This is a genomic window from Acinetobacter sp. AS23 (assembly GCF_023612055.1).
GTDB classification, from domain to species: Bacteria; Pseudomonadota; Gammaproteobacteria; order Pseudomonadales; family Moraxellaceae; genus Acinetobacter; species Acinetobacter oleivorans.
Map to the genome: position 1 here is coordinate 760,840 of NZ_CP082274.1, position 19,133 is coordinate 779,972.

15 protein-coding genes are annotated in these 19,133 nt (G+C 39.5%); 8 read left to right on the forward strand and 7 right to left on the reverse strand.

What is annotated here, in order from left to right:
- Window positions 1-52 precede the first annotated feature (52 nt).
- The 6 genes from adeK to sdsA all read right to left on the reverse strand — a co-directional run bounded on the left by adeK (window position 53) and on the right by sdsA (window position 9,829).
- Window positions 53-1,507: a multidrug efflux RND transporter outer membrane channel subunit AdeK gene (gene adeK, locus K6I41_RS03730; protein ID WP_005309989.1), complete on the reverse strand. Its 1,455-nt coding sequence runs from the start codon at window positions 1,505-1,507 to the stop codon at window positions 53-55.
- Window positions 1,507-4,683, reverse strand: coding sequence for a multidrug efflux RND transporter permease subunit AdeJ (adeJ, locus tag K6I41_RS03735; RefSeq protein WP_250375229.1), 3,177 nt, complete (start codon window positions 4,681-4,683; stop codon window positions 1,507-1,509). Before adeJ ends, adeK begins: the two co-directional genes overlap by 1 nt.
- 12 nt (window positions 4,684-4,695) lie before the next feature.
- Window positions 4,696-5,943: a multidrug efflux RND transporter periplasmic adaptor subunit AdeI gene (gene adeI / locus K6I41_RS03740; RefSeq protein WP_250375230.1), complete on the reverse strand. Its 1,248-nt coding sequence runs from the start codon at window positions 5,941-5,943 to the stop codon at window positions 4,696-4,698.
- 23 nt (window positions 5,944-5,966) lie between these two features.
- Window positions 5,967-6,593: a phosphatase PAP2 family protein gene (locus K6I41_RS03745; protein ID WP_004789375.1), complete on the reverse strand. Its 627-nt coding sequence runs from the start codon at window positions 6,591-6,593 to the stop codon at window positions 5,967-5,969.
- 183 nt (window positions 6,594-6,776) lie between these two features.
- Complete coding sequence (locus K6I41_RS03750; RefSeq protein ID WP_013196967.1) at window positions 6,777-8,837, reverse strand: site-specific recombinase; 2,061 nt, start codon at window positions 8,835-8,837, stop codon at window positions 6,777-6,779.
- A gap of 14 nt (window positions 8,838-8,851) precedes the next feature.
- Window positions 8,852-9,829: an All-trans-nonaprenyl-diphosphate synthase gene (sdsA, locus tag K6I41_RS03755; protein ID WP_005310003.1), complete on the reverse strand. Its 978-nt coding sequence runs from the start codon at window positions 9,827-9,829 to the stop codon at window positions 8,852-8,854.
- A gap of 443 nt (window positions 9,830-10,272) precedes the next feature.
- On the opposite strand from sdsA, the gene rplU reads away from it, so the two are divergent.
- The 7 genes from rplU to K6I41_RS03790 all read left to right on the forward strand — a co-directional run bounded on the left by rplU (window position 10,273) and on the right by K6I41_RS03790 (window position 16,062).
- Window positions 10,273-10,584 carry a 50S ribosomal protein L21 gene (gene rplU, locus K6I41_RS03760; RefSeq protein ID WP_004639133.1) on the forward strand — a complete coding sequence of 104 codons (312 nt, stop codon included), beginning with the start codon at window positions 10,273-10,275 and terminating at the stop codon, window positions 10,582-10,584.
- 18 nt (window positions 10,585-10,602) lie between these two features.
- Complete coding sequence (rpmA, locus tag K6I41_RS03765; protein WP_002116037.1) at window positions 10,603-10,860, forward strand: 50S ribosomal protein L27; 258 nt, start codon at window positions 10,603-10,605, stop codon at window positions 10,858-10,860.
- 240 nt (window positions 10,861-11,100) lie between these two features.
- On the forward strand, window positions 11,101-11,796 hold the full coding sequence (gene lolA, locus K6I41_RS03770) for an outer membrane lipoprotein periplasmic chaperone LolA (RefSeq protein WP_250375231.1): 696 nt from the start codon (window positions 11,101-11,103) through the stop codon (window positions 11,794-11,796).
- A 117-nt stretch (window positions 11,797-11,913) separates the two neighbouring features.
- Window positions 11,914-12,714 (forward strand): RsiV family protein, encoded by an 801-nt coding sequence (locus K6I41_RS03775; RefSeq protein ID WP_151768328.1) that lies wholly within the window; start codon window positions 11,914-11,916, stop codon window positions 12,712-12,714.
- A gap of 118 nt (window positions 12,715-12,832) precedes the next feature.
- Entirely contained in the window at window positions 12,833-14,104 is a 1,272-nt protein-coding gene (gene serS, locus K6I41_RS03780; RefSeq protein WP_013196969.1) for a serine--tRNA ligase, read from the forward strand.
- A gap of 67 nt (window positions 14,105-14,171) precedes the next feature.
- On the forward strand, window positions 14,172-15,545 hold the full coding sequence (gene cysG / locus K6I41_RS03785) for a siroheme synthase CysG (RefSeq protein ID WP_198307152.1): 1,374 nt from the start codon (window positions 14,172-14,174) through the stop codon (window positions 15,543-15,545).
- A 43-nt stretch (window positions 15,546-15,588) separates the two neighbouring features.
- Complete coding sequence (locus tag K6I41_RS03790) at window positions 15,589-16,062, forward strand: tRNA (cytidine(34)-2'-O)-methyltransferase (RefSeq protein ID WP_002116042.1); 474 nt, start codon at window positions 15,589-15,591, stop codon at window positions 16,060-16,062.
- Window positions 16,063-16,122: 60 nt separating this feature from the next.
- On the opposite strand, the gene K6I41_RS03795 is transcribed toward K6I41_RS03790, so the two are convergent.
- Window positions 16,123-17,766: a PT dipeptide repeat lipoprotein gene (locus tag K6I41_RS03795; protein WP_250375232.1), complete on the reverse strand. Its 1,644-nt coding sequence runs from the start codon at window positions 17,764-17,766 to the stop codon at window positions 16,123-16,125.
- 100 nt (window positions 17,767-17,866) lie between these two features.
- Here K6I41_RS03795 and K6I41_RS03800 point away from each other — a divergent pair, with 100 nt between their 5' ends.
- Complete coding sequence (locus K6I41_RS03800) at window positions 17,867-19,057, forward strand: cupin-like domain-containing protein (protein ID WP_250375233.1); 1,191 nt, start codon at window positions 17,867-17,869, stop codon at window positions 19,055-19,057.
- The last annotated feature ends 76 nt before the right edge of the window (window positions 19,058-19,133 follow it).

A 19,133-nucleotide genomic window follows, 5' to 3' on the forward strand; every position in this document is an offset into this window, starting at 1 on the left:
GCAATAAAAAAGCCCACCGAAGTGAGCTTTTATAAATTAAGTTATTTAAAACTTATTGTTTTTTAAGTTCAGCACTTGATGGTTGATTAACCACTGTATCTGAAGTATTTGCTTTTAAACCACCGCCTAGAGTTTTGTATAACTCGATTTGGTTGTTTAAGTTAGCTTGTTGAAGCAACAATAAACCTTGTTCTGCTGAATAAGATGAACGCTGTGCATCAAGAACTGTCAAGTAACTGTCAATACCAGCACGGAAGCGGGCATTTGACAGTGTGTAGTTGCGGTTAGTTGCTTCTACTAGGCGTTGTTGAGCTGTTAAACGCTCACCAATATTGGCACGAGTTGCAAGCGCATCATTCACTTCGCGGAATGCAGACTGAACTGATTTTTCATAATCAGACAATGCAATTTTCTGATCGGTTTCAGAAATTTTCACATTGGCTTTACGTGTACCCCAGTCAAAGATTGGTAAGTCTAAGCTTGGACCAATTGACCAAACAAAACCACCAGACTTAAATAGATCACTTAAGTCAGTTGATGCATAACCCGCAGAACCCGTTAAGCTAATGGTTGGGAATAAACGTGCTTTTGCAGCACCAATATTCGCACCAGCAGCGCTTAAGTTATATTCAGCAGCTTTTACATCTGGACGGTTGTTAAGCAAGTCACTCGGTAAACCAGCTGTATATACATTTTGTTGAGTAATGCGTTTTACAGGTTGGTTTGGCAACAAGTTTTGTGGAACTGATTGGCCCACTAACAAGTTCAACAAGTTTTGTGCTTGAGCAATCTGTGTTTTGTAGTTCGCTACATCATTACGCGCAGTTTCTACAGAAATCTGTGCCTGACGTAGTGGAACTTCACTGTCGATGCCCACATCAAAACGTTTTTTGTTGAGATTGTAAGAGTCTTGTTGTGCTTTAAGCGTTTGCTCTGCAAGTCTTAAATTCGCTGTTGCGAAAGAATAGTTTAACCATGCTTGAGCAACTTGGCTGATAAGACTGATTTGAGTCGAATCACGTGCACTTTGCGTTGAAAGATAACTATCTAGTGCAGCATCTTTTAAGCTGCGTACACGGCCCCAAAAATCGAGTTCATAGGCAGTTACACCCAAACCTACTTGATAAGTAGAGTAGGGGTTATTCGGATCACGGCTTTGAGAAACCTGACGAATTGCACTACCACTTGCTCCGATTGTTGGAAGCTGGTTGTTTTGCGTAATTCGATATTGCTGTTGGGCACGTTCAATATTGAGCGTTGCTGTACGTAAGTCGCGGTTGTTGGCAAGCGCCAAATCAATCACTCCGAGCAAACGAGGATCGCTAAAGAACTGTTTGTAACCCTGTTCAGCAATAGACGTACCAGAAGCGCTGTTATATGCATAGCTTTCTGGAATATCGGTTTTCACGACTGGTTCTGGGCCGCGCATGCTTTGACAAGCTGACAAAGCAAGCGCAAGTGCAGATACCGCAATGCTACGACCTGAAATAGACCATACTTTTTGCATCACGATTTATGCTCCTGAGTGTTTATGGTTTTTGGTTTGTACTTAAAGATACTACGAATCCACACATAGAATACAGGGATAAAGAAGATACCTAAGAACGTTGCACTGAGTACGCCACCGAGTACACCGAAACCGACTGAGTGCTGACTTCCTGCACCAGCACCTGTTGAAAGGGCAAGTGGAAGTACACCGAAACCGAAGGCAAGGGTAGTCATGATAATTGGGCGTAAACGCATTTTTGAAGCATGTAAAGTTGCCTCAAGTAGGTCTTCACCTTTTTCCTGCAACTCTTTTGCGAACTCAACAATCAAGATCGCATTTTTTGCAGAAAGACCAATGACCGCGATCATTGCTACCTGGAAGTAAATGTTATTTGAGAGATTTGGATCTCCTTTAATAATCATACCCAAGTAAGTCAATACGATTGCACCAATAATACCAAGTGGTACTACAAGTAAAACCGAGAACGGAATAGACCAGCTTTCGTACAATGCCGCTAAGCAAAGGAAAACGATTAACAATGAAAGCGCATATAAGAATGGAGCTTGAGCACCAGACTCACGTTCTTCAAGTGATAAACCTGTCCATTCATAGTCGAAACCTTGTAAGCCCATAGATGGTAACTTAGCAATAATTTCTTCCATGGCTTTCATAGAGTCACCAGAGCTCACGCCAGGTGCAGGTGTACCTTGAATGTTAACTGATGATACGCCGTTATAACGTTCAAGACGAGGAGAACCATATGTCCATTTGCCTGTAGCAAATGCAGAGAACGGTACCATTTCGCCTTTGCTATTACGTACATACCACTTGTTTAAGTCCTCTGGCATCATACGGCTATCCGAATCACCTTGAACATAAACTTTTTTCACACGACCACGGTCAACGAAGTCGTTAATGTATGAGCCACCCCATGCAATACGCATAGTGTTGTTAATGTCAGCAATGCTAACGCCCATAGCACCAGCTTGAGCCTGATCTACATCAATTTGATACTGAGGTGTATCTTCTTGACCATTAGGACGTACCCCTACAAGACGTTTATCTTGTGAAGCCAAACCTAAGATCGTATTACGTGCTGCAATAAGTTTCTCATGACCTTGACCACTTGAATCTTTAAGTTGCAAGTTAAATCCAGCTGTTACACCGAGTTCAGGCATTGCAGGAAGCTGTAATGGCATAATGTAAGATGCGTCTTTGACGATCATATTTAATGCCATACCGCGCTGAATTAACGCACCGATTTGAGACTCTGGTGAAGTACGTTCACTCCAGTCTTTCAACTTAACGAAGCCAATACCAGCATTTTGACCAACACCCGTGAATGAGAAGCCCGAAACGGTGAAAATAGATTCCACAGTATCTTTTTCATTCATGAAGAAGTTTGTCATGGTGTCAATCACTTTACCTGTACGGTCAAGCGTTGCGTTTGGTGGTAATTGAACAAGTGTCATAACCACACCCTGATCTTCCTCTGGTAAGAATGAAGATGGGAGTTTTTGGAACAAGAACACTAGTAGGCCAATCACTACAGCGTAAAGTACGCCAGAGAAGATTTTGCCTTTAAGCATGCGGCTAACACCATTTTGGTAGCTATGCGACATGCGGTCAAAACTGTTGTTAAATCCTCTGAAGAAACGAGCAAAAATATTATTGCTTGGTTCTTTGTTAGGATCATGCTGTTTTAAAATGGTTGCACAAAGTGCAGGGGTGAAAGTTAACGCTACAATTAACGATAGAACCATTGCTGTTACAAGGGTAATCGAGAATTGACGGTAAATCACACCTGTTGTACCACCAAAGAATGCCATTGGTACGAATACCGCTGTCAATACGCTTGTAATACCAATTAACGCACCAGAAATCTGTTGCATTGATCGTGAAGTCGCCGTGACCGGATCGGTATGCTCTTCACTCATCACACGCTCAACGTTTTCCACTACAACAATGGCGTCATCGACCAGAAGACCAATTGCCAATACCATAGCGAACATGGTTAAGGTGTTAATTGAGAAACCAAAGATATTAATAACAGCAAATGTACCTAATACAACAACAGGTACAGCAAGTGTTGGAATAATCGTTGCACGCCAGTTCTGCAAGAACAAGAACATAACAATGAACACTAAAATTACCGCTTCAATTAATGTGTGTACAACACTTTCAATTGAAAGACGAATAAATGGAGTAGTGTCATAAGCTAGTTTATCTGCAAGGCCTGTTGGATAGTTCTTACGTAATTCTGCTAAACGGTGTTCAACAGCGTCAGCGGTGTCAAGTGCGTTAGCACCAGTTGCAATTTTAATTGCAAGACCGCCAGCAGGTTTACCATTAAACTTCGAATCGAACTGGTAGTTATCAGAACCTAACTCTACACGAGCAACATCTTTTAAACGAACCTCAGCACCTGATGCTGTGTTCTTTAAGAAGATATTTTTAAATTGTTCAGGTGTTTGTAACAAGCTTTGCGCATTTACTGTTGCGTTAAGCACTTGACCTTGAACCGCTGGTGCACCACCTAACTGACCTACAGCAACTTGTGAGTTTTGCGCTTGTAAAGCAGTCGCAATATCACTTGGTGTTAACTGATAGTTGGTGAGTTTTGCAGGGTCGAGCCAGATACGCATTGCGTACGAACCACCAAAGACTTGTACCTCACCAACACCAGCAACACGGCTAAGTGGTTCTTTAATTGACGAGTTTACGTAATCTTTAATGTCTGAGTCTGACAAGGTATTGTCTGGTGAATAGAATGCAATAACTTGCAAGAAGCTTGCACCAGATTTAGTAACCGTCACACCTTGGCGTTGAACGTCTTCAGGCAAAAGAGCAGTTGCAGATTGCAGTTTGTTTTGAACCTGAACCTGTGCAATATCAGGATCAATACCTTGTTCAAAGTTTAATTGAATAGATGCTTGACCGTTACCCGCACTGTTAGATGAAATATAACGTAAACCATCTAGACCATTCATTTGTTGTTCAATGATCTGGGTTACAGTATTTTCAACAGTCTCAGCCGATGCACCAGGATAAGTTGCAGCAATTGTAACTGTCGGTGGTGCAATCGTCGGATACTGTGCAATAGGCATTTTAGTTAGCGTGAGAATACCCGCCAACATAATGACTAATGCAATCACCCACGCAAAAATGGGGCGATGAATAAAAAATTGTGCCATTCAATCTACCCCTTATGCATTAGATGCTTTCTGTTCTGCTTGAGGTTTACCTGATTGAGCCGGTTTTGTAGCATTTGGAGCTGCACCTTGAGGATTCGCTGGTTGAGCTTGGTAAGGTTTTGCTGACACTTCTTGCCCTTCTTTAACTTTGGCAACACCATCAACAATCACTTTTTCACCAGCTTTGAGACCATTAGTCACAATCCAGTTTTGTCCTTGAACACCAGAGGTTTCAACAGGACGACTCTCAACAGCGCTTTTAGCATTAACAAGCATTGCTACAGCTTGACCTGTCGGTAAACGCGTAATTGCGGCTTGAGGAATCAGATAAGCATTTGGAACTACACCTTGAACAATCTGCGCAGTTGTGTACATACCCGGAAGTAACAGATGGTTCGGGTTCGAGAATACGGCACGTAAAGTAATCGTTCCTGTATCCTGATTTACAGAAGCATCAGAGAAAGCAAGTTGTCCTTCGATTGGATAAGTCGAACCATCTTCAAGCTTCAACTTCACTTTCGTGTTGTTACTGTTGTTTAAACTGCCTTTGCTGAGTTGTTGGCGTAAACGTAATAACTCGGCACTAGACTGGTTAATATCAACATAGATAGGATCTAACTGTTGAATCGTCACTAAAGGATCAGTTTGGTTTGCTGTAACTAAAGCACCAGCTGTTACAGAAGAACGTCCAGACTGACCAGAAATTGGTGAGCGGATTGTAGAATAACCAAGATCTACATTTGCATTCGTTACTTGAGCTTTTGCAGCAGAAACTTGTGCTTCAGCAACATTCACCTGACCAAGTAAGTCGTCATATTCTTGTTTAGATACAGCATTACTCGAAACAAGTTGCTTATAACGGTTTAGCTTGGTACGTAGTGAAGCTAGATTTGCCTGTTGTTGTAAAAGAGATGCTTTTGCATTTTCAAGCGTTGCACGGTTTGTTCGAGAGTCCAGTTCATAAAGAGCCTGACCTTCACGCACATAACTTCCTTCAGCAAACAAGCGTTTTAAAATTACACCACTTGTTTGAGGACGAACTTCAGAAATTTGATATGCTGAAGTACGGCCAGAAAGCTCAACGCTTTGTTCAACACTTTGTGGTTGAGCAACAATAACACCTACCTCAGCAGGCGGCATTTTCTGAGCAGCAGCAGCTTGCTGTTTCTCATCGGAGCCTTTGCCACAACCAACAAGTGCGATACTTGTTGCTAATGCGCAAGCAGTAAGGGCAGGAGCCCAAAGCTTAGCCGACATCATTGTTCCACCTCGTTAGATAAAATCTAAAAATATATTTGTTTTTTACTTAACCTACTTTGTGTTTGTAATAACCAGAGCCAAAGCAGTGCAATCCAAATAAAACCTATGCCCCAACCGGCGAGTACATCTGTTGGAAAATGAACTCCTGCATATATTCTTGAAAGCCCCATGCAGATAAACCAAAGGCAAGAAATCAAAATGATATAAGGAGAGTTAATGTTGGGCTTATGGCATAACATTATCATTGCCAGACAAGCCAGTGTTGATGCATAAACACTGTGTGCACTTGGGAACGATGCACCGTAACTTTCGACAATATGATATACCTGTGGAGGTCTTGGGCGATCAACACACCACTTGAGCAGCCAACCCATGGTGATACTGCCAAGAACTCCCACGCTAATGAAAATAACAGTAATATATTTTTTATACCATGCCTGATATATACACACCAGAAAGGATAAAAAAAGTACAAAAGGCATACCGCCTATCCGTGCTAGGAAGATCGTAATAGAGTTAAGATAATCTGAACGATATTCACTCAATATTTGAACGCTGAGAAGATCCAAAGACTGAAGTCTTGGTACAAAAAGACCAAGAACACCTAATCCTAAAAAAATACAACCAATAAAAAGCAACAAATAGGGCATATAAATACCTTTGCTTATTCAAGCAGTGTCCACTACTGAAAGCCGTTAAAAGTGTACTTGCCAGTACACTTTTTTTCAAGCCTGATAGATCATCGTAAATTCATTTTGAAAAATTTTTAACATTTGGAAAAACAATCACAACAAAATTGACGGAATTCACATTTTGTGTACAAAGCAAAATTCTTAATGTTCTATCTTTTTTCCATTATTTGTAGTCGTATTTTCTTCAAGTTCTAGCGGCTGTTTCGGGGGCCAGAAAAAATCACTTGGACGAGTCAGAAAGTGGGTCATAACGAGTTTGGCTAAAGGTTTCCATTGTTCGAAGCGAACACGACGTGCACGTAGAGCCACAATAATCGTTAAAGTGAAACTAACGAATAAGTTAGTGAGACCAATACATAACACGCCTAGAAAGGATACGATAATCAGTCCGATGTCTGGACTGCCGTTAATGGTCATTAAACCTTGAATAAAGTTGGCCGAAGCAAAGGCAATATGACGGATATCTAAAGGTAAACCTAAAATAAACCCTATGGTCCCCATGCTTCCTAACATAATCCCGAATAAGAAGTTACCCGCTAATGCTCCTAAATTGCGCTCAATATATTCAGCAAAACGGTTGAGGCGATCTTGCCCAAACCAGTTGGCTAAGCGACGATGTGCTCTTAGGCGTGGACCGACTTTTCGGTAAACAGCTAGGTTATCGAAGTATCCAGCAATGAGACCCGACAAAAACAAACACACTCCGGCAATCGCTGCATGTGGAACTGCTAATGAAGTGAAGGGGTTTAAGCTGTGCAACAAATACGTTGCTTTAGTATGAGTTAACAAGGGCTCATCAAGATAGAACTGCCAAGCAAATGTAATGAGTGCAGCAGTAGGAATCGCAATTGAAATATTGCCTAAAATAGCAATGAATTGTGTTCGAATAATATTAATAATCAGGGCTGCTAACTCTGCAATTTGAGCTGTTTTAGAGCCTTTACGCTGTTGCACAGTGGCTGCGAGGGCCGCAGCTGTCATTGCAGGTTGTTTGGTTGCAACTGTGAAATGCAGTACATGAATCAGAATGAATCCTAGAGAATAATTCATACTGAAAGTAAAGGCCTGCATTAGCGGAGCCATTGTCATTCTTGCTGCAAGAATTTTTAAAGATGCCATACAGGCAATAATGACACCCGCTCCAGCAGCAGCTTTATACATGCCCCAAAAGCCTTTGGTATCAGTACTTACATAATGTTCACCTGTTCGGCTGGCATTTTCAGTTACTTGAAAAGCAATAAGTTCACTTGTTGTACTTAATAAAGAGCGAACACTTTTTTCACTATAGTGCGCCTTGGTTAAATCGGAAATCAGATGTCCTAAAGAGACATATTTTCCTTTAGTGTTATCTACAACCAAATAAAGCAGTAATTCAATTCGATCGAGGCACTGCTCAAGTAATGACAATAAGTAAGTCAAACTTAAGCTGACCCCAATTCTTTTGGTAGCACGGCGAATTTTTAAAACCACATCCCGACACTGTTCCAACATAACAAATGCTTGTGATGCATCCGGAGGGGAAGTCACCGCAATTTCATGTTCAAAAAGTTCTTGTTTTTTGTACTTCTCGATAAACTCAACAATTTCACGGTTTTGAACTAAAAATGGTGATTCATATTCAGTTAATTCCGGTTGAGCATTAATAAATTCGGGGTAAAGACCAATTCCACTAATTCGATAAGATAAAACGGTAATCGCTTTAATCATTTCACTTTGAATGACAAGCTTTTCATCTACATTACTTTGGCTTTGTCCAATAAGACCAAATAGATTTGCCCAATCTTCCTCATCAATATTATTGAGCCAAATTTTGTCACTTTCTAAATAGAAAATTCTACCAATTAATATTTTGAGTTGGCTTGCATCTTCGATTAACGGTAAAAAATGTGCTCCGAGTCTTTGTCCTAGCTGGTTCCAGAAACCATCTAAAGACAAAATTCCGCTATCAGCATATAAGCTGACTTGTTTATAGCGATTAATTAGACGTAATAAAAAAGTTTGTAGCAGGAAGGGTGCTGTAGGTGTGCGTAATAGGCTTTCAATGAAAGCCTGTATTTTTTGCTTTATCTCATCCGTATTTTGAGGATCGGATGGACGAATAGCATTGACTAACTCAATAAGTAGATTTTCGTCAATGACAGCTTGAGAATCCTCAAGCTGTTTCTGTATTTTTAAAAAAAGATCTGAAAAATTTATATGCATAGGCAAAATAATATCTATTGTATTCGATGTAACGCAAGCTGAGTTAAGTTAATCAAAGCCTGACGATACGGTGTATCAGGTAGGTTTGATAAAGCTTGCAGTGCTGCTTCTGTTTCTTCTTGGGCACGTTGGTGACAATAATCTAAAGCACCAGACTTCTGTACAATTTCTATGACCTGAGATAATTGGTCCACTCCACCAGTTGCAATGCTGCGACGAATAATCGCATGCTCTTCACCTGTTGAGTGTGCTAATGCAGAAATTAACGGTAAAGTTGGCTTACCTTCCATTAAATCATCACCAATATTTTTACCTAATGTTTCAGCATCTGAAGTGTAGTCTAAAATATCATCAATAATTTGGAATGCATTACCAAAATGACCAGCAAACAATCTTAATGGTTCACGATACGCCTCTTGCCCAGCCAGAATAGCGGCACCTTCTGTAGCCAACTCAAACAGGCGAGATGTTTTACCGTGAATAATTTTTAAATATGTTTCTTCGGTTGTATCGGGTTGATGCTGTGATTGAAGTTGTAATACTTCACCTTCAGCAATTTCACATGTACCTGTTGAAAAGTCTTTCAATAAAGTCATGTTGTTTAAATCAACCAATAGGTCAAAAGCGCGAGCAATAAGGAAGTCACCGACTAAAACGGCTGTTTGATTATTCCATGTCGCATTTGCTGTAGGTCGACCACGACGAAGCCCAGATTCATCTACCACATCATCATGGACTAATGTCGCGGTATGCAACATTTCAATGATTGCAGCCAGACGTTGAGCATTTTGCATGTTGTCTAAACCACAAGCGCGAGCCGCCAGTAAACACATAATCGGGCGCATACGCTTTCCGCCAGCTTCAACCACATGTTTGCTGACAGACATGACTAAACCGACTTTTGAGCTAATTCCTTCATTAATCAAGTGATCCATCGCAGCAAAGTCTGAGGCAACAGGCGCAAGAATGTCTTGCTTGAAATCGATGACCATATGAAGAAAAACCCCGTATTGGTAGATAAGTGGCGTTAGTGTAACAATTAAAGGTGTGTTGCACAGGTAAACAAGTGGCTGATATTAATCATTTCTATTGTCTTTATGCGTTCTTTGTTCTTTATTTAAGCAAAACATGATATTTCCGGCAAAACAATAAATTTAATGACATCAGCATTAATACAACTTGTTCTTGTCGCAATTTGTGTCTGGAACTGTATTTTAATTTTCATTCAGAATCAATGAAAACTGCTAAATTCCAATCGAAGCTGTCTGTTGATTTTGTAAAAAGAGGGGAATAGGAGCCACTGATAAATAGAAAATACTTGTCGTTTGATCAAATTTCACTTAAAATCTGTCGCCTTATATAACCCCAGTGGCGAGCGTTTTAAGATCGATATATCCCTTATCGGCACGACGACACGGGCTAATTGGAGTACATTATGTACGCAGTAATCCAAAGCGGTGGTAAACAGCACCGTGTAGTTGAGGGTGAAACCCTTAAAGTTGAATTATTGAAAGCTGAATCTGGCGCGACTATTACATTTGATGATGTATTAATGGTTGTAAACGGTGACAGCATTCAAATCGGTGCTCCAGTTGTAGCTGGCGCTAAAGTAACTGCAGAAGTGGTTGGCCATGGTCGTCACGACAAAATCCGCATTATCAAAATGCGTCGTCGTAAACACTACCGTAAACAACAAGGTCACCGTCAATGGTTCACTGAGTTGAAAATTACTGGTATTTCAGGCTAATCACGAGGAGTAAGAGACATGGCAACTAAAAAAGCCGGTGGATCGACGAAGAACGGTCGTGATTCAAACCCAAAAATGTTAGGTGTTAAAGTTTACGGCGGTCAAGCTGTAACTGCTGGTAACATCATCGTTCGTCAACGTGGTACTGAGTTCCACGCTGGTGCAAATGTTGGTATGGGCCGTGACCATACTTTATTTGCTACTGCTGACGGCGTAGTAAAATTCGAAGTGAAAGGTCAATTTGGCCGTCGCTACGTAAAAGTTGAAACTGTATAAGTTTTAGCTTCAAAAAAAGCCCACATTTTGTGGGCTTTTTTTATGGAATTTAATCTGGTGTATCTTCATCATGATGAATGAAATTCTACAAACAACATGAATAACATAACAAAATATCTTATTTTCTCAATGATTAGCACAGAGTTTGTCGGTTAATATGAGTCTTGAATTAAGAGCTTGCTAAGTTTCATAACTTTGGAAGATGGCAAGTTGTCTTACAGCAACTAAAAAGGTGATGACATGAATATGCTTCGTAAAACTATGTGTGCTATTACACTCAGCGCGTCAGTGCTTGCTCCTGTAATGAGTACTACAGTGTTTGCTGCGCCTGTAGCAGCACCGGAGCAACAGGCAATTGGGAACCTGGTTAATCAGTTATCAGGTTTACAGCGTTTGACTGCCGATTTTGAACAAACAACTAAAGCCAATACAAAAACTGTGGCACAGAAAAAGAGTTTAAGTGCACAGCATATGAACCAGACATTCAAAGGCTCAATGAAAGTTGAACGTCCAGGGAAATTTTATTGGGAAACAGTAAGTCCTGCTAAACAAACGATTGTAACAAGTGGGAAAACAGTTTGGATCTATGATCCAGATTTACAACAAGCGGTTCGCCAAAGCTTAGATGATCAGGTTGCAGATACACCAGCGTTATTACTCTCTGGTAATACTAATCAAATCATGAAATCTTACCGTGTAACGCAACCCGATAAATCAAAACTTTATTTCACATTATTCCCTAAAAAAGAAGATGGCGCTTTCCAAAGCTTAACAATTAGTTTTGGAGCAAATAAAGTGCCTACGCTTATGGTGTTACAAGACTCATTAGGTCAGACTACTTATGTGCGCTTTAAGAACGTGAAAGTAAATGCTTCAATTCCAGCATCTGTCTTTAACTTTACGCCACCAAAAGGCACAGATATTATTGATCAATAATTAAAGCCTCTTCAAAAAAAGCTACCTTTCACGGTAGCTTTTTTTATATAAGAGAGATAGATACATTTTTTAACCCCACCTCGATCGGACGCTTTGTATAGTGATAGAGGTAAATTCATGGGGATTATTATGCGACTTTACGATAAAAAAATTATTTGTATTCTTCCATTAATGGCTGCAATGGCAATTGTGAGTGGTTGCCAACCAAAGTCGACAGCCAAAGAAGAGCAGGCTGCTTCGACTGCAAAAGTTAAAGAAACTAAAGAGGCTGGTGTTCCTGTAATTCAGGCAAAAGTAATCCCAGTAAAATTGCCAAAATCAAAAGTTTGTTTAGAAGATGGTTGTACTGAGTATGACTTTCAAACAGTACAAACCAATCAAAAGTGGATTAATGATTACTTCACTAATCGAATAAAGAAAGCAGATCCGAATGCTTTTGCAAACTTGGCTGATAAACCTGTAGAGGTACCTGAAGGTGAGCCGCGTTCGAGTCAAAGCGCAATTTATGTTCGCTATTTAGGGCAAAATTATAATCTTGCAACTTTTGCATTACAGACTTATTCGTATTCTGTTGGCGCAGCACATGGCATGTCACATCAAGAGTTCGTGACTTTTGATTTATTAAATAAAAAACATATTACTGTTGCTGAGCTCATTCAGCCTGATGTTGAAAAACAATTAGTTGATGCACTTTTTGATGCAAATACAAATTGGCTTCAAGAGCACAATATCAGTCGTGAAAAACTGCAATTAAGTGATAATTTCTACTACGGCGCAAATGGGATTGTTTTTGTCTATCCAATTTATGAATTGGCTTCTTATGCCGAAGGAATGTCTGAATTAACACTGCCGTATTTTGAAGCGAGTAAATTCATTAAACCTGAGTATTTACCGAGTGTGCCAAACTATAAGTTCTAAAATAGGTGATCTATTCTAACAATTGTGTGAAAGCTATTCGTTATGAAGATGATCACTATATTTTTTAGTGTGAAGGCCTTACACTATAGCCAGTTTTTTACCCATATTATGATTGATTATGATCGACCCTAAGTTACTCAGAAATAATATTGAAGCTGTTAATGCAGCTTTGGCAAAACGTGGTGTTCAATTAGATGTTCAGGAATGGGCTTCTTTAGAAACTCGCCGTAAAGACTTGCAATCAAAAACTGAAAAATTGCAGGCAGAGCGTAATGCCGGTGCAAAACAAGTGGGTCAGATTAAAAAATCCGGTGGTGATGCTTCTGAAATCATGGCGCGTATGCAAGCGATTGGTGATGAAATCAAAGCTGCTGAAGTTGCTTTGTCAGAGCTCCAAAACGAGATTGAACAAAAAGCGCTTAGCATCCCTAACTTACCAGATGAGTCTGTTCCTGCTGGTAAAGATGAAGATGATAACGTTGAAATTTCAAAATGGGGTACGCCTCGTCAGTTTGATTTTGAAATCAAAGATCATACTGACTTAGGTGAGTGGATGGGCGGTTTAGAGTTCGAAACTGCGACTAAATTGACTGGTTCACGTTTTAGTGTGTTGAAAGGTTCTTTAGCGCGCCTACAACGTGCTTTAACGCAGTTCATGCTTGATACCCATACTTTAAAGAATGGCTATACTGAAGCTTATGTGCCTTATTTGGTAAATGCGGATTCACTTCGTGGTACTGGTCAGTTACCAAAATTTGAAGAAGATTTGTTCAAACTTCAAGGTGAAAAAGAATATTACCTCATCCCTACAGCAGAAGTTCCTGTTACTAACTTCGTTCGTGATGAGATTATTGATACCGAACGCTTGCCATTAAAATATGCAGCGCATACACCGTGTTTCCGTAGTGAAGCTGGTTCTTATGGTCGCGACACCCGTGGTTTAATTCGTCAGCATCAGTTTGATAAAGTTGAGATGGTGCAAATCGTTAAACCTGAAACTTCTATGCAGGCACTTGAAGACCTTACTGCGCATGCTGAGGGTATTTTGCAGGCACTTGGTTTGCCATACCGCAAAATTTTGCTCTGTGGTGGGGATATGGGCTTCGGTGCGACTAAAACTTACGACTTAGAAGTTTGGGTTCCAAGCCAAAATACTTATCGTGAAATCTCAAGTTGCTCTAATATGGGTGATTTTCAGGCACGCCGCATGAAAGCACGCTACAGAATGGATCAAAAGAAGACTGAATTAGTGCATACACTAAATGGTTCAGGTCTTGCAGTTGGACGTACTTTGCTTGCTGTAATGGAAAATTACCAGCGTGAAGATGGTTCTATCGAGATTCCAGAAGTATTACGCCCATATATGGGTGGTTTAACCTTTATTGACTAAGCTTTGCATCTAAATTGTGCATGGTTTTTGCTTAACCCAAATCAGATGATTAATGTAGAGGTTTAAGGTGGATATTTTTCCAATCTCTTTAAAGTTGCAACAGCAACGTTGTCTGATTGTGGGTGGTGGGCATATTGCTTTGCGCAAAGCAAATCTTTTAGTCAAAGCTGGAGCCGTAATTGATATTATTGCTCCAGCAATTGAAGATCAGCTTTTAGAGTTGGTTCAGGCGAGTGGAGGGCAGTATTTTGCTGAGACCTTTGCTGAAATTTTTTTAAATACACCTTACAGATTAGTCATTGCTGCGACTAATGATGCGCAAGTGAACAAAGCTGTTTTTGAGCAATGTGAAGCGCGTAATTTACTGGTAAATAGTGTCGATGATATTCCACACTGTCGCTTTATGGTTCCAGCAATTATTGATCGTTCTCCATTGATCATTTCTGTTGCCTCAAATGGTGCATCACCCGTTTTATCTAGACAACTTCGTACTCAAATAGAAACGATTGTTCCACATGGCATGGGGAAACTTGCTGAGTTTTCTGGTCAATGGCGTAAGCAAGTAAAAGAAAAGATTAGTAACCCAGATGAGCGTCGAATCTTTTGGGAAAACTTATATGCTAGCCCATTAAAAGAACAAGTTTTTAATGACAATTTAGAAGTTGCAAATGATTTGATTCAGCAAGCCTTAACAGAATGGACTGCACCTAAAGGTGAAGTTTATTTGGTGGGGGCTGGACCAGGTGATCCTGAGCTACTGACATTAAAAGCATTGCGTCTTATGCAGCAAGCAGATGTTGTGATTTATGATCGTTTGGTGTCTGCACCGATCTTAGAACTTTGCCGCCGCGATGCGACCAAAATTTATGTAGGTAAAGCGCGTTCAAATCACTCTGTTCCCCAAGATGGAATCAATGCTTTACTGGTTGAATATGCTCAAAAAGGAAAGCGTGTTTGTCGTCTAAAAGGTGGTGATCCATTTATCTTTGGGCGTGGTGGTGAAGAGATTCAAGAGCTGGTTGAGGCAAATGTCACTTTCCAAGTTGTGCCAGGGATAACCGCAGCATCAGGTTGTTCAGCTTATGCAGGAATTCCATTAACTCATCGTGACTATGCACAAAGTGTACGTTTCTTGACTGGGCATTTAAAGGAAGGTTCCCCTGAACTCCCTTGGAATGAACTAGTTTATGAAAATCAAACTTTAGTCCTCTATATGGGGCTAGTTGGTTTGGAACGCATTTGTGAGCAACTTATTGCTCATGGTCAACGTGCTGATATGCCTGTAGCCTTAATATCTAAAGGCACCACACCAGAACAGAAAGTTATTGTTGGAACATTAGCTGATATTGCAACTAAAGTGTCTGAACATCATATCGTAGCGCCAACTTTAACTATTATTGGTGAAGTGGTGAATTTACGTGAACAGTTAAAATGGCAATAAATTTATCTGAATTTATTGCTGGTTATTAAAGTCGAGAAAATTTGTGATTCATGTTGTCCTATACGAGCCTGAAATTCCTGCCAATACAGGCAATATCATTCGTTTATGTGCTAATACGGGCGCACAGCTACATTTAGTCAAGCCACTAGGTTTTGAGTTAGATGATAAAAAGCTCAAGCGAGCAGGCCTTGATTATCATGAATGGGCGCGTATGCAGATTTGGGACAACATTGAACTATGCCTTGCAGACTTAAAAGCTAAAGGTGTTGAGCATGTTTTTCCACTCACCACTAAAGGCTCAGCGACTCCACATACAGTCGATTTGAATCGGCCTGTGGCTTTACTGATGGGGCCAGAAACACGTGGTTTGCCTGAGCATGTCCGCTTAATGTTTCCACAAGAACAGTGGATCCGTTTGCCAATGGCTGAAAACTCAAGAAGTTTAAATTTATCTAATGCAACCGCAGTGATTGTTTATGAGGCATGGCGTCAGCAGGGTTTTAAAAACTTAGGATAAGTTATCTAATTTTAAGTAAGAATAAGGCCACAGTTGTGGCCTTATTTGTTTTTAGATGTCTTATTTAGGGAAAATTACACCACTTGCTAAATCATAATTTGTTGGTGAGTTGGTATAGACCGATCCAAGTCGAACTGCAAAGAACCAACCTAATTTACCTTGGTCTTGAATTCGATTTTCAACGAGATATGGCTCATCTGTTTCGGATGCAGCATCTTCAATAAATACTTTATATTCAATAGGTCCCGTATTTTCACTATCACGCTCAAATAGGTAACCATCAATATTAAAGAAGCCTAGATTATTGTTCGCATCAACCAGTCTATAACCTTCGGCTGCCTGCTCTTTAAGAAGTTTTTCAAGTTTAATTGCATCATCTTTGTTAAACGGAATATGTTGTGGAACTTCAAAATAACGATACGCATAGGTTCCGTTATGCGTACTACTATTTACGCAAGTAGGTACATAGAAGGTTCCATTCGTTGTGCCATTATTAGTGAATGCTGAGTTTGCATAAATTAGCTTACAACCTTGTGCACCAAGTTCGTTGAAGGCATTCAAAATACTCGTGCGGGAAGTGTTGGTTAAGAAGCGATTAGAGTAAGTATAAGTTGCTGGTTTCTTATCATTTTTCACAAATAGATATTTATCTGTATTCGAAGTTACTTCTCCAAATGAGAGTTTATATATATAGCCTAAGCTACCTTGTTTATTTAACTCATTTACCCATAGTAAATAACGGTTTGCTACTGAATTAGTTTTAACATCAACTGTTTTATAGGTGTATGTATCAGTGGTTTTATTGTTTTTGACATATAAATTTTTATATAGGGCAAAGCTACTATCAGGATTATCCAAACTTACAGATGGTGTGAGAAGTGCATAGCCTTGGCGTCCTTGATCGTTAAGTTGGGTTAATAGATCGGCCCAAGATTCTTGATTGTCCGCTAGTCTATAACTTGCTGTTGCCAATACTTGTGTTGGCTTTTGCATGCTTGCTGATGGTGTTGTTTTTGTGAAACAAGTAGTTGTTAAATCAAAGTTTGCTTGCTGCAAATAATTATGTATCGCATTTGGCTCATCTGTAGGAACTAGGCAGAATTGATTTGCATTTTTAAACCCTAGAATAGCTGGCTGTTTCTGAGTTAGCTTTCCTGCTACTACAAGCTGCCAATCTACTTTGTTATAGCTTGAGGTTTGTATTGTCTGAGGTGCTCCAATATTTGAAACCAGACTAAAATCTTCAGCTTGGCGGTAACTTGCAACAATGTTACCTGTACAGTTCGATTCATTCTCATAACGTATTGTTTCACTAGCAAATCGAACGCTATTATCAGAAACCTTAATGACGTTCATTTTTAGAGCAGAACCGTTAATACAACCTCCTTTGCCCGCTAACCAACTTCCAACAAAGCGATCCGCTACACTTGTTGGTGTTGGTGTTGGTGTTGGTGTTGGTGTTGGTGTTGGTGTTGGTGTTGGTGTTGGTGTTGGTGTTGGTGTTGGTGTTGGTGTTGGTGTTGGTGTTGGTGTTGGTGTTGGTGTTGGTGTTGGTGTTGGTGTTGGTGTTGGTGTTGGTGTTGGTGTTGGTGTTGGTGTTGGTGTTGGTGTTGGTGTTGGTGTCGAATCATTATCGTCAGACCCACACCCACTTAAAGCTATAAAAATCAAAGCAATACTGCTTCCTTTTACTATGTTATTCATCACATGAACCCTTTTTTTATTAAAATGTGAAAATTTAACATTTTTAAAATAGATCAATTATAATGCAGTTGTAAAGATCAAATTTGAAAAAAGGTTCAACATGGCAGCTTATAATCAAATTGAAATATTCGAACAAAGTCAAAAATGGTTTGACCAGTTGCCATTAGAATGGAAAAACTGGCTTGAAGAAAATTTAGAAAAAGGGTGTGGAATTGAACAATTAGTTGATGTATTAAAAGCAAATGGATTTGAGCCAAGATTTGAAATGAATGATTTGAAATTTCAGACTCTATTGGATCATGATCAAGAGTGGATAATTGAACAAGTTTTAAATAAGGTCACGTCTGCGGAAATAGTAAAAATATTAATAGAGCAGGGGCATGATGGTTTAAAAGTAAAAGAATATTTAAATAATTTAGAAAATAATCAGTTATATAAAATTTTGAAGAAAAAGCATCATCAACTTAAAAAACGTGAATGGCTAATAGAAACTGTAGACCAATTGGCACAGCTAAACTCTGGCTATAGTGAAGAAATTCCTTCAATTACTGCTCCACAGTTCTCTGATTTTATAAAGGATTATTATAGTCAACATCGCCCTGTGATTTTAAAAGAAGGAATCGAACATTGGCCAGCTTTGCACAAATGGTCTCCGCAATATTTTGCTTCTAAATTTGGCCATCATTCAGTTGAAGTTCAGATGAATAGAAATTTAGATGAACAGTTTGAAAGACATTCTCCATCACTAAAACAGAAAATGAAGATGTCTGAATTTGTATCAAAAGTTATGGCAGTTGATGCTAGTAATGATTTTTATATGACTGCAAATAATGCGACCAACAGCCATCAGATGCTTCAAGAACTATTTTTAGATATTGGTGATTTTGCAGAAGGTTATTGTGACTCGGCTTTAAAAGATGAGCGTAGTTTTTTATGGTTTGGACCTAAAGGAACTTTCACGCCATTACATCATGATTTAACGAATAATATGTTAGTTCAAATTTATGGGCGCAAAAAAGTAACTTTAATCCCTGCCTTGCAAGTTCCTCATCTATATAACGATCATTGGGTGTTTAGTGAATTAAGTAATGCAAATAAAATTGATTTTGAAAAATATCCTTTGGCAAGATCAATCACTCCAGTGGAATGTATTTTGAATGCTGGGGAGGCTTTGTTTATCCCAATTGGTTGGTGGCATAGTGTAGAAAGTTTAGATGTCTCAATCAGTATTTCTTTTACCCATTTTAATGCGCCAAATCATTATGTTGATCGGTTTCCAAAAGAGGTCTAAGAATGAAAATTGCATCTTAAACCGTTCAGTGTGACAATTGCTCGGCCCATACTGTTTTTCAAATATGAAGGAAAAT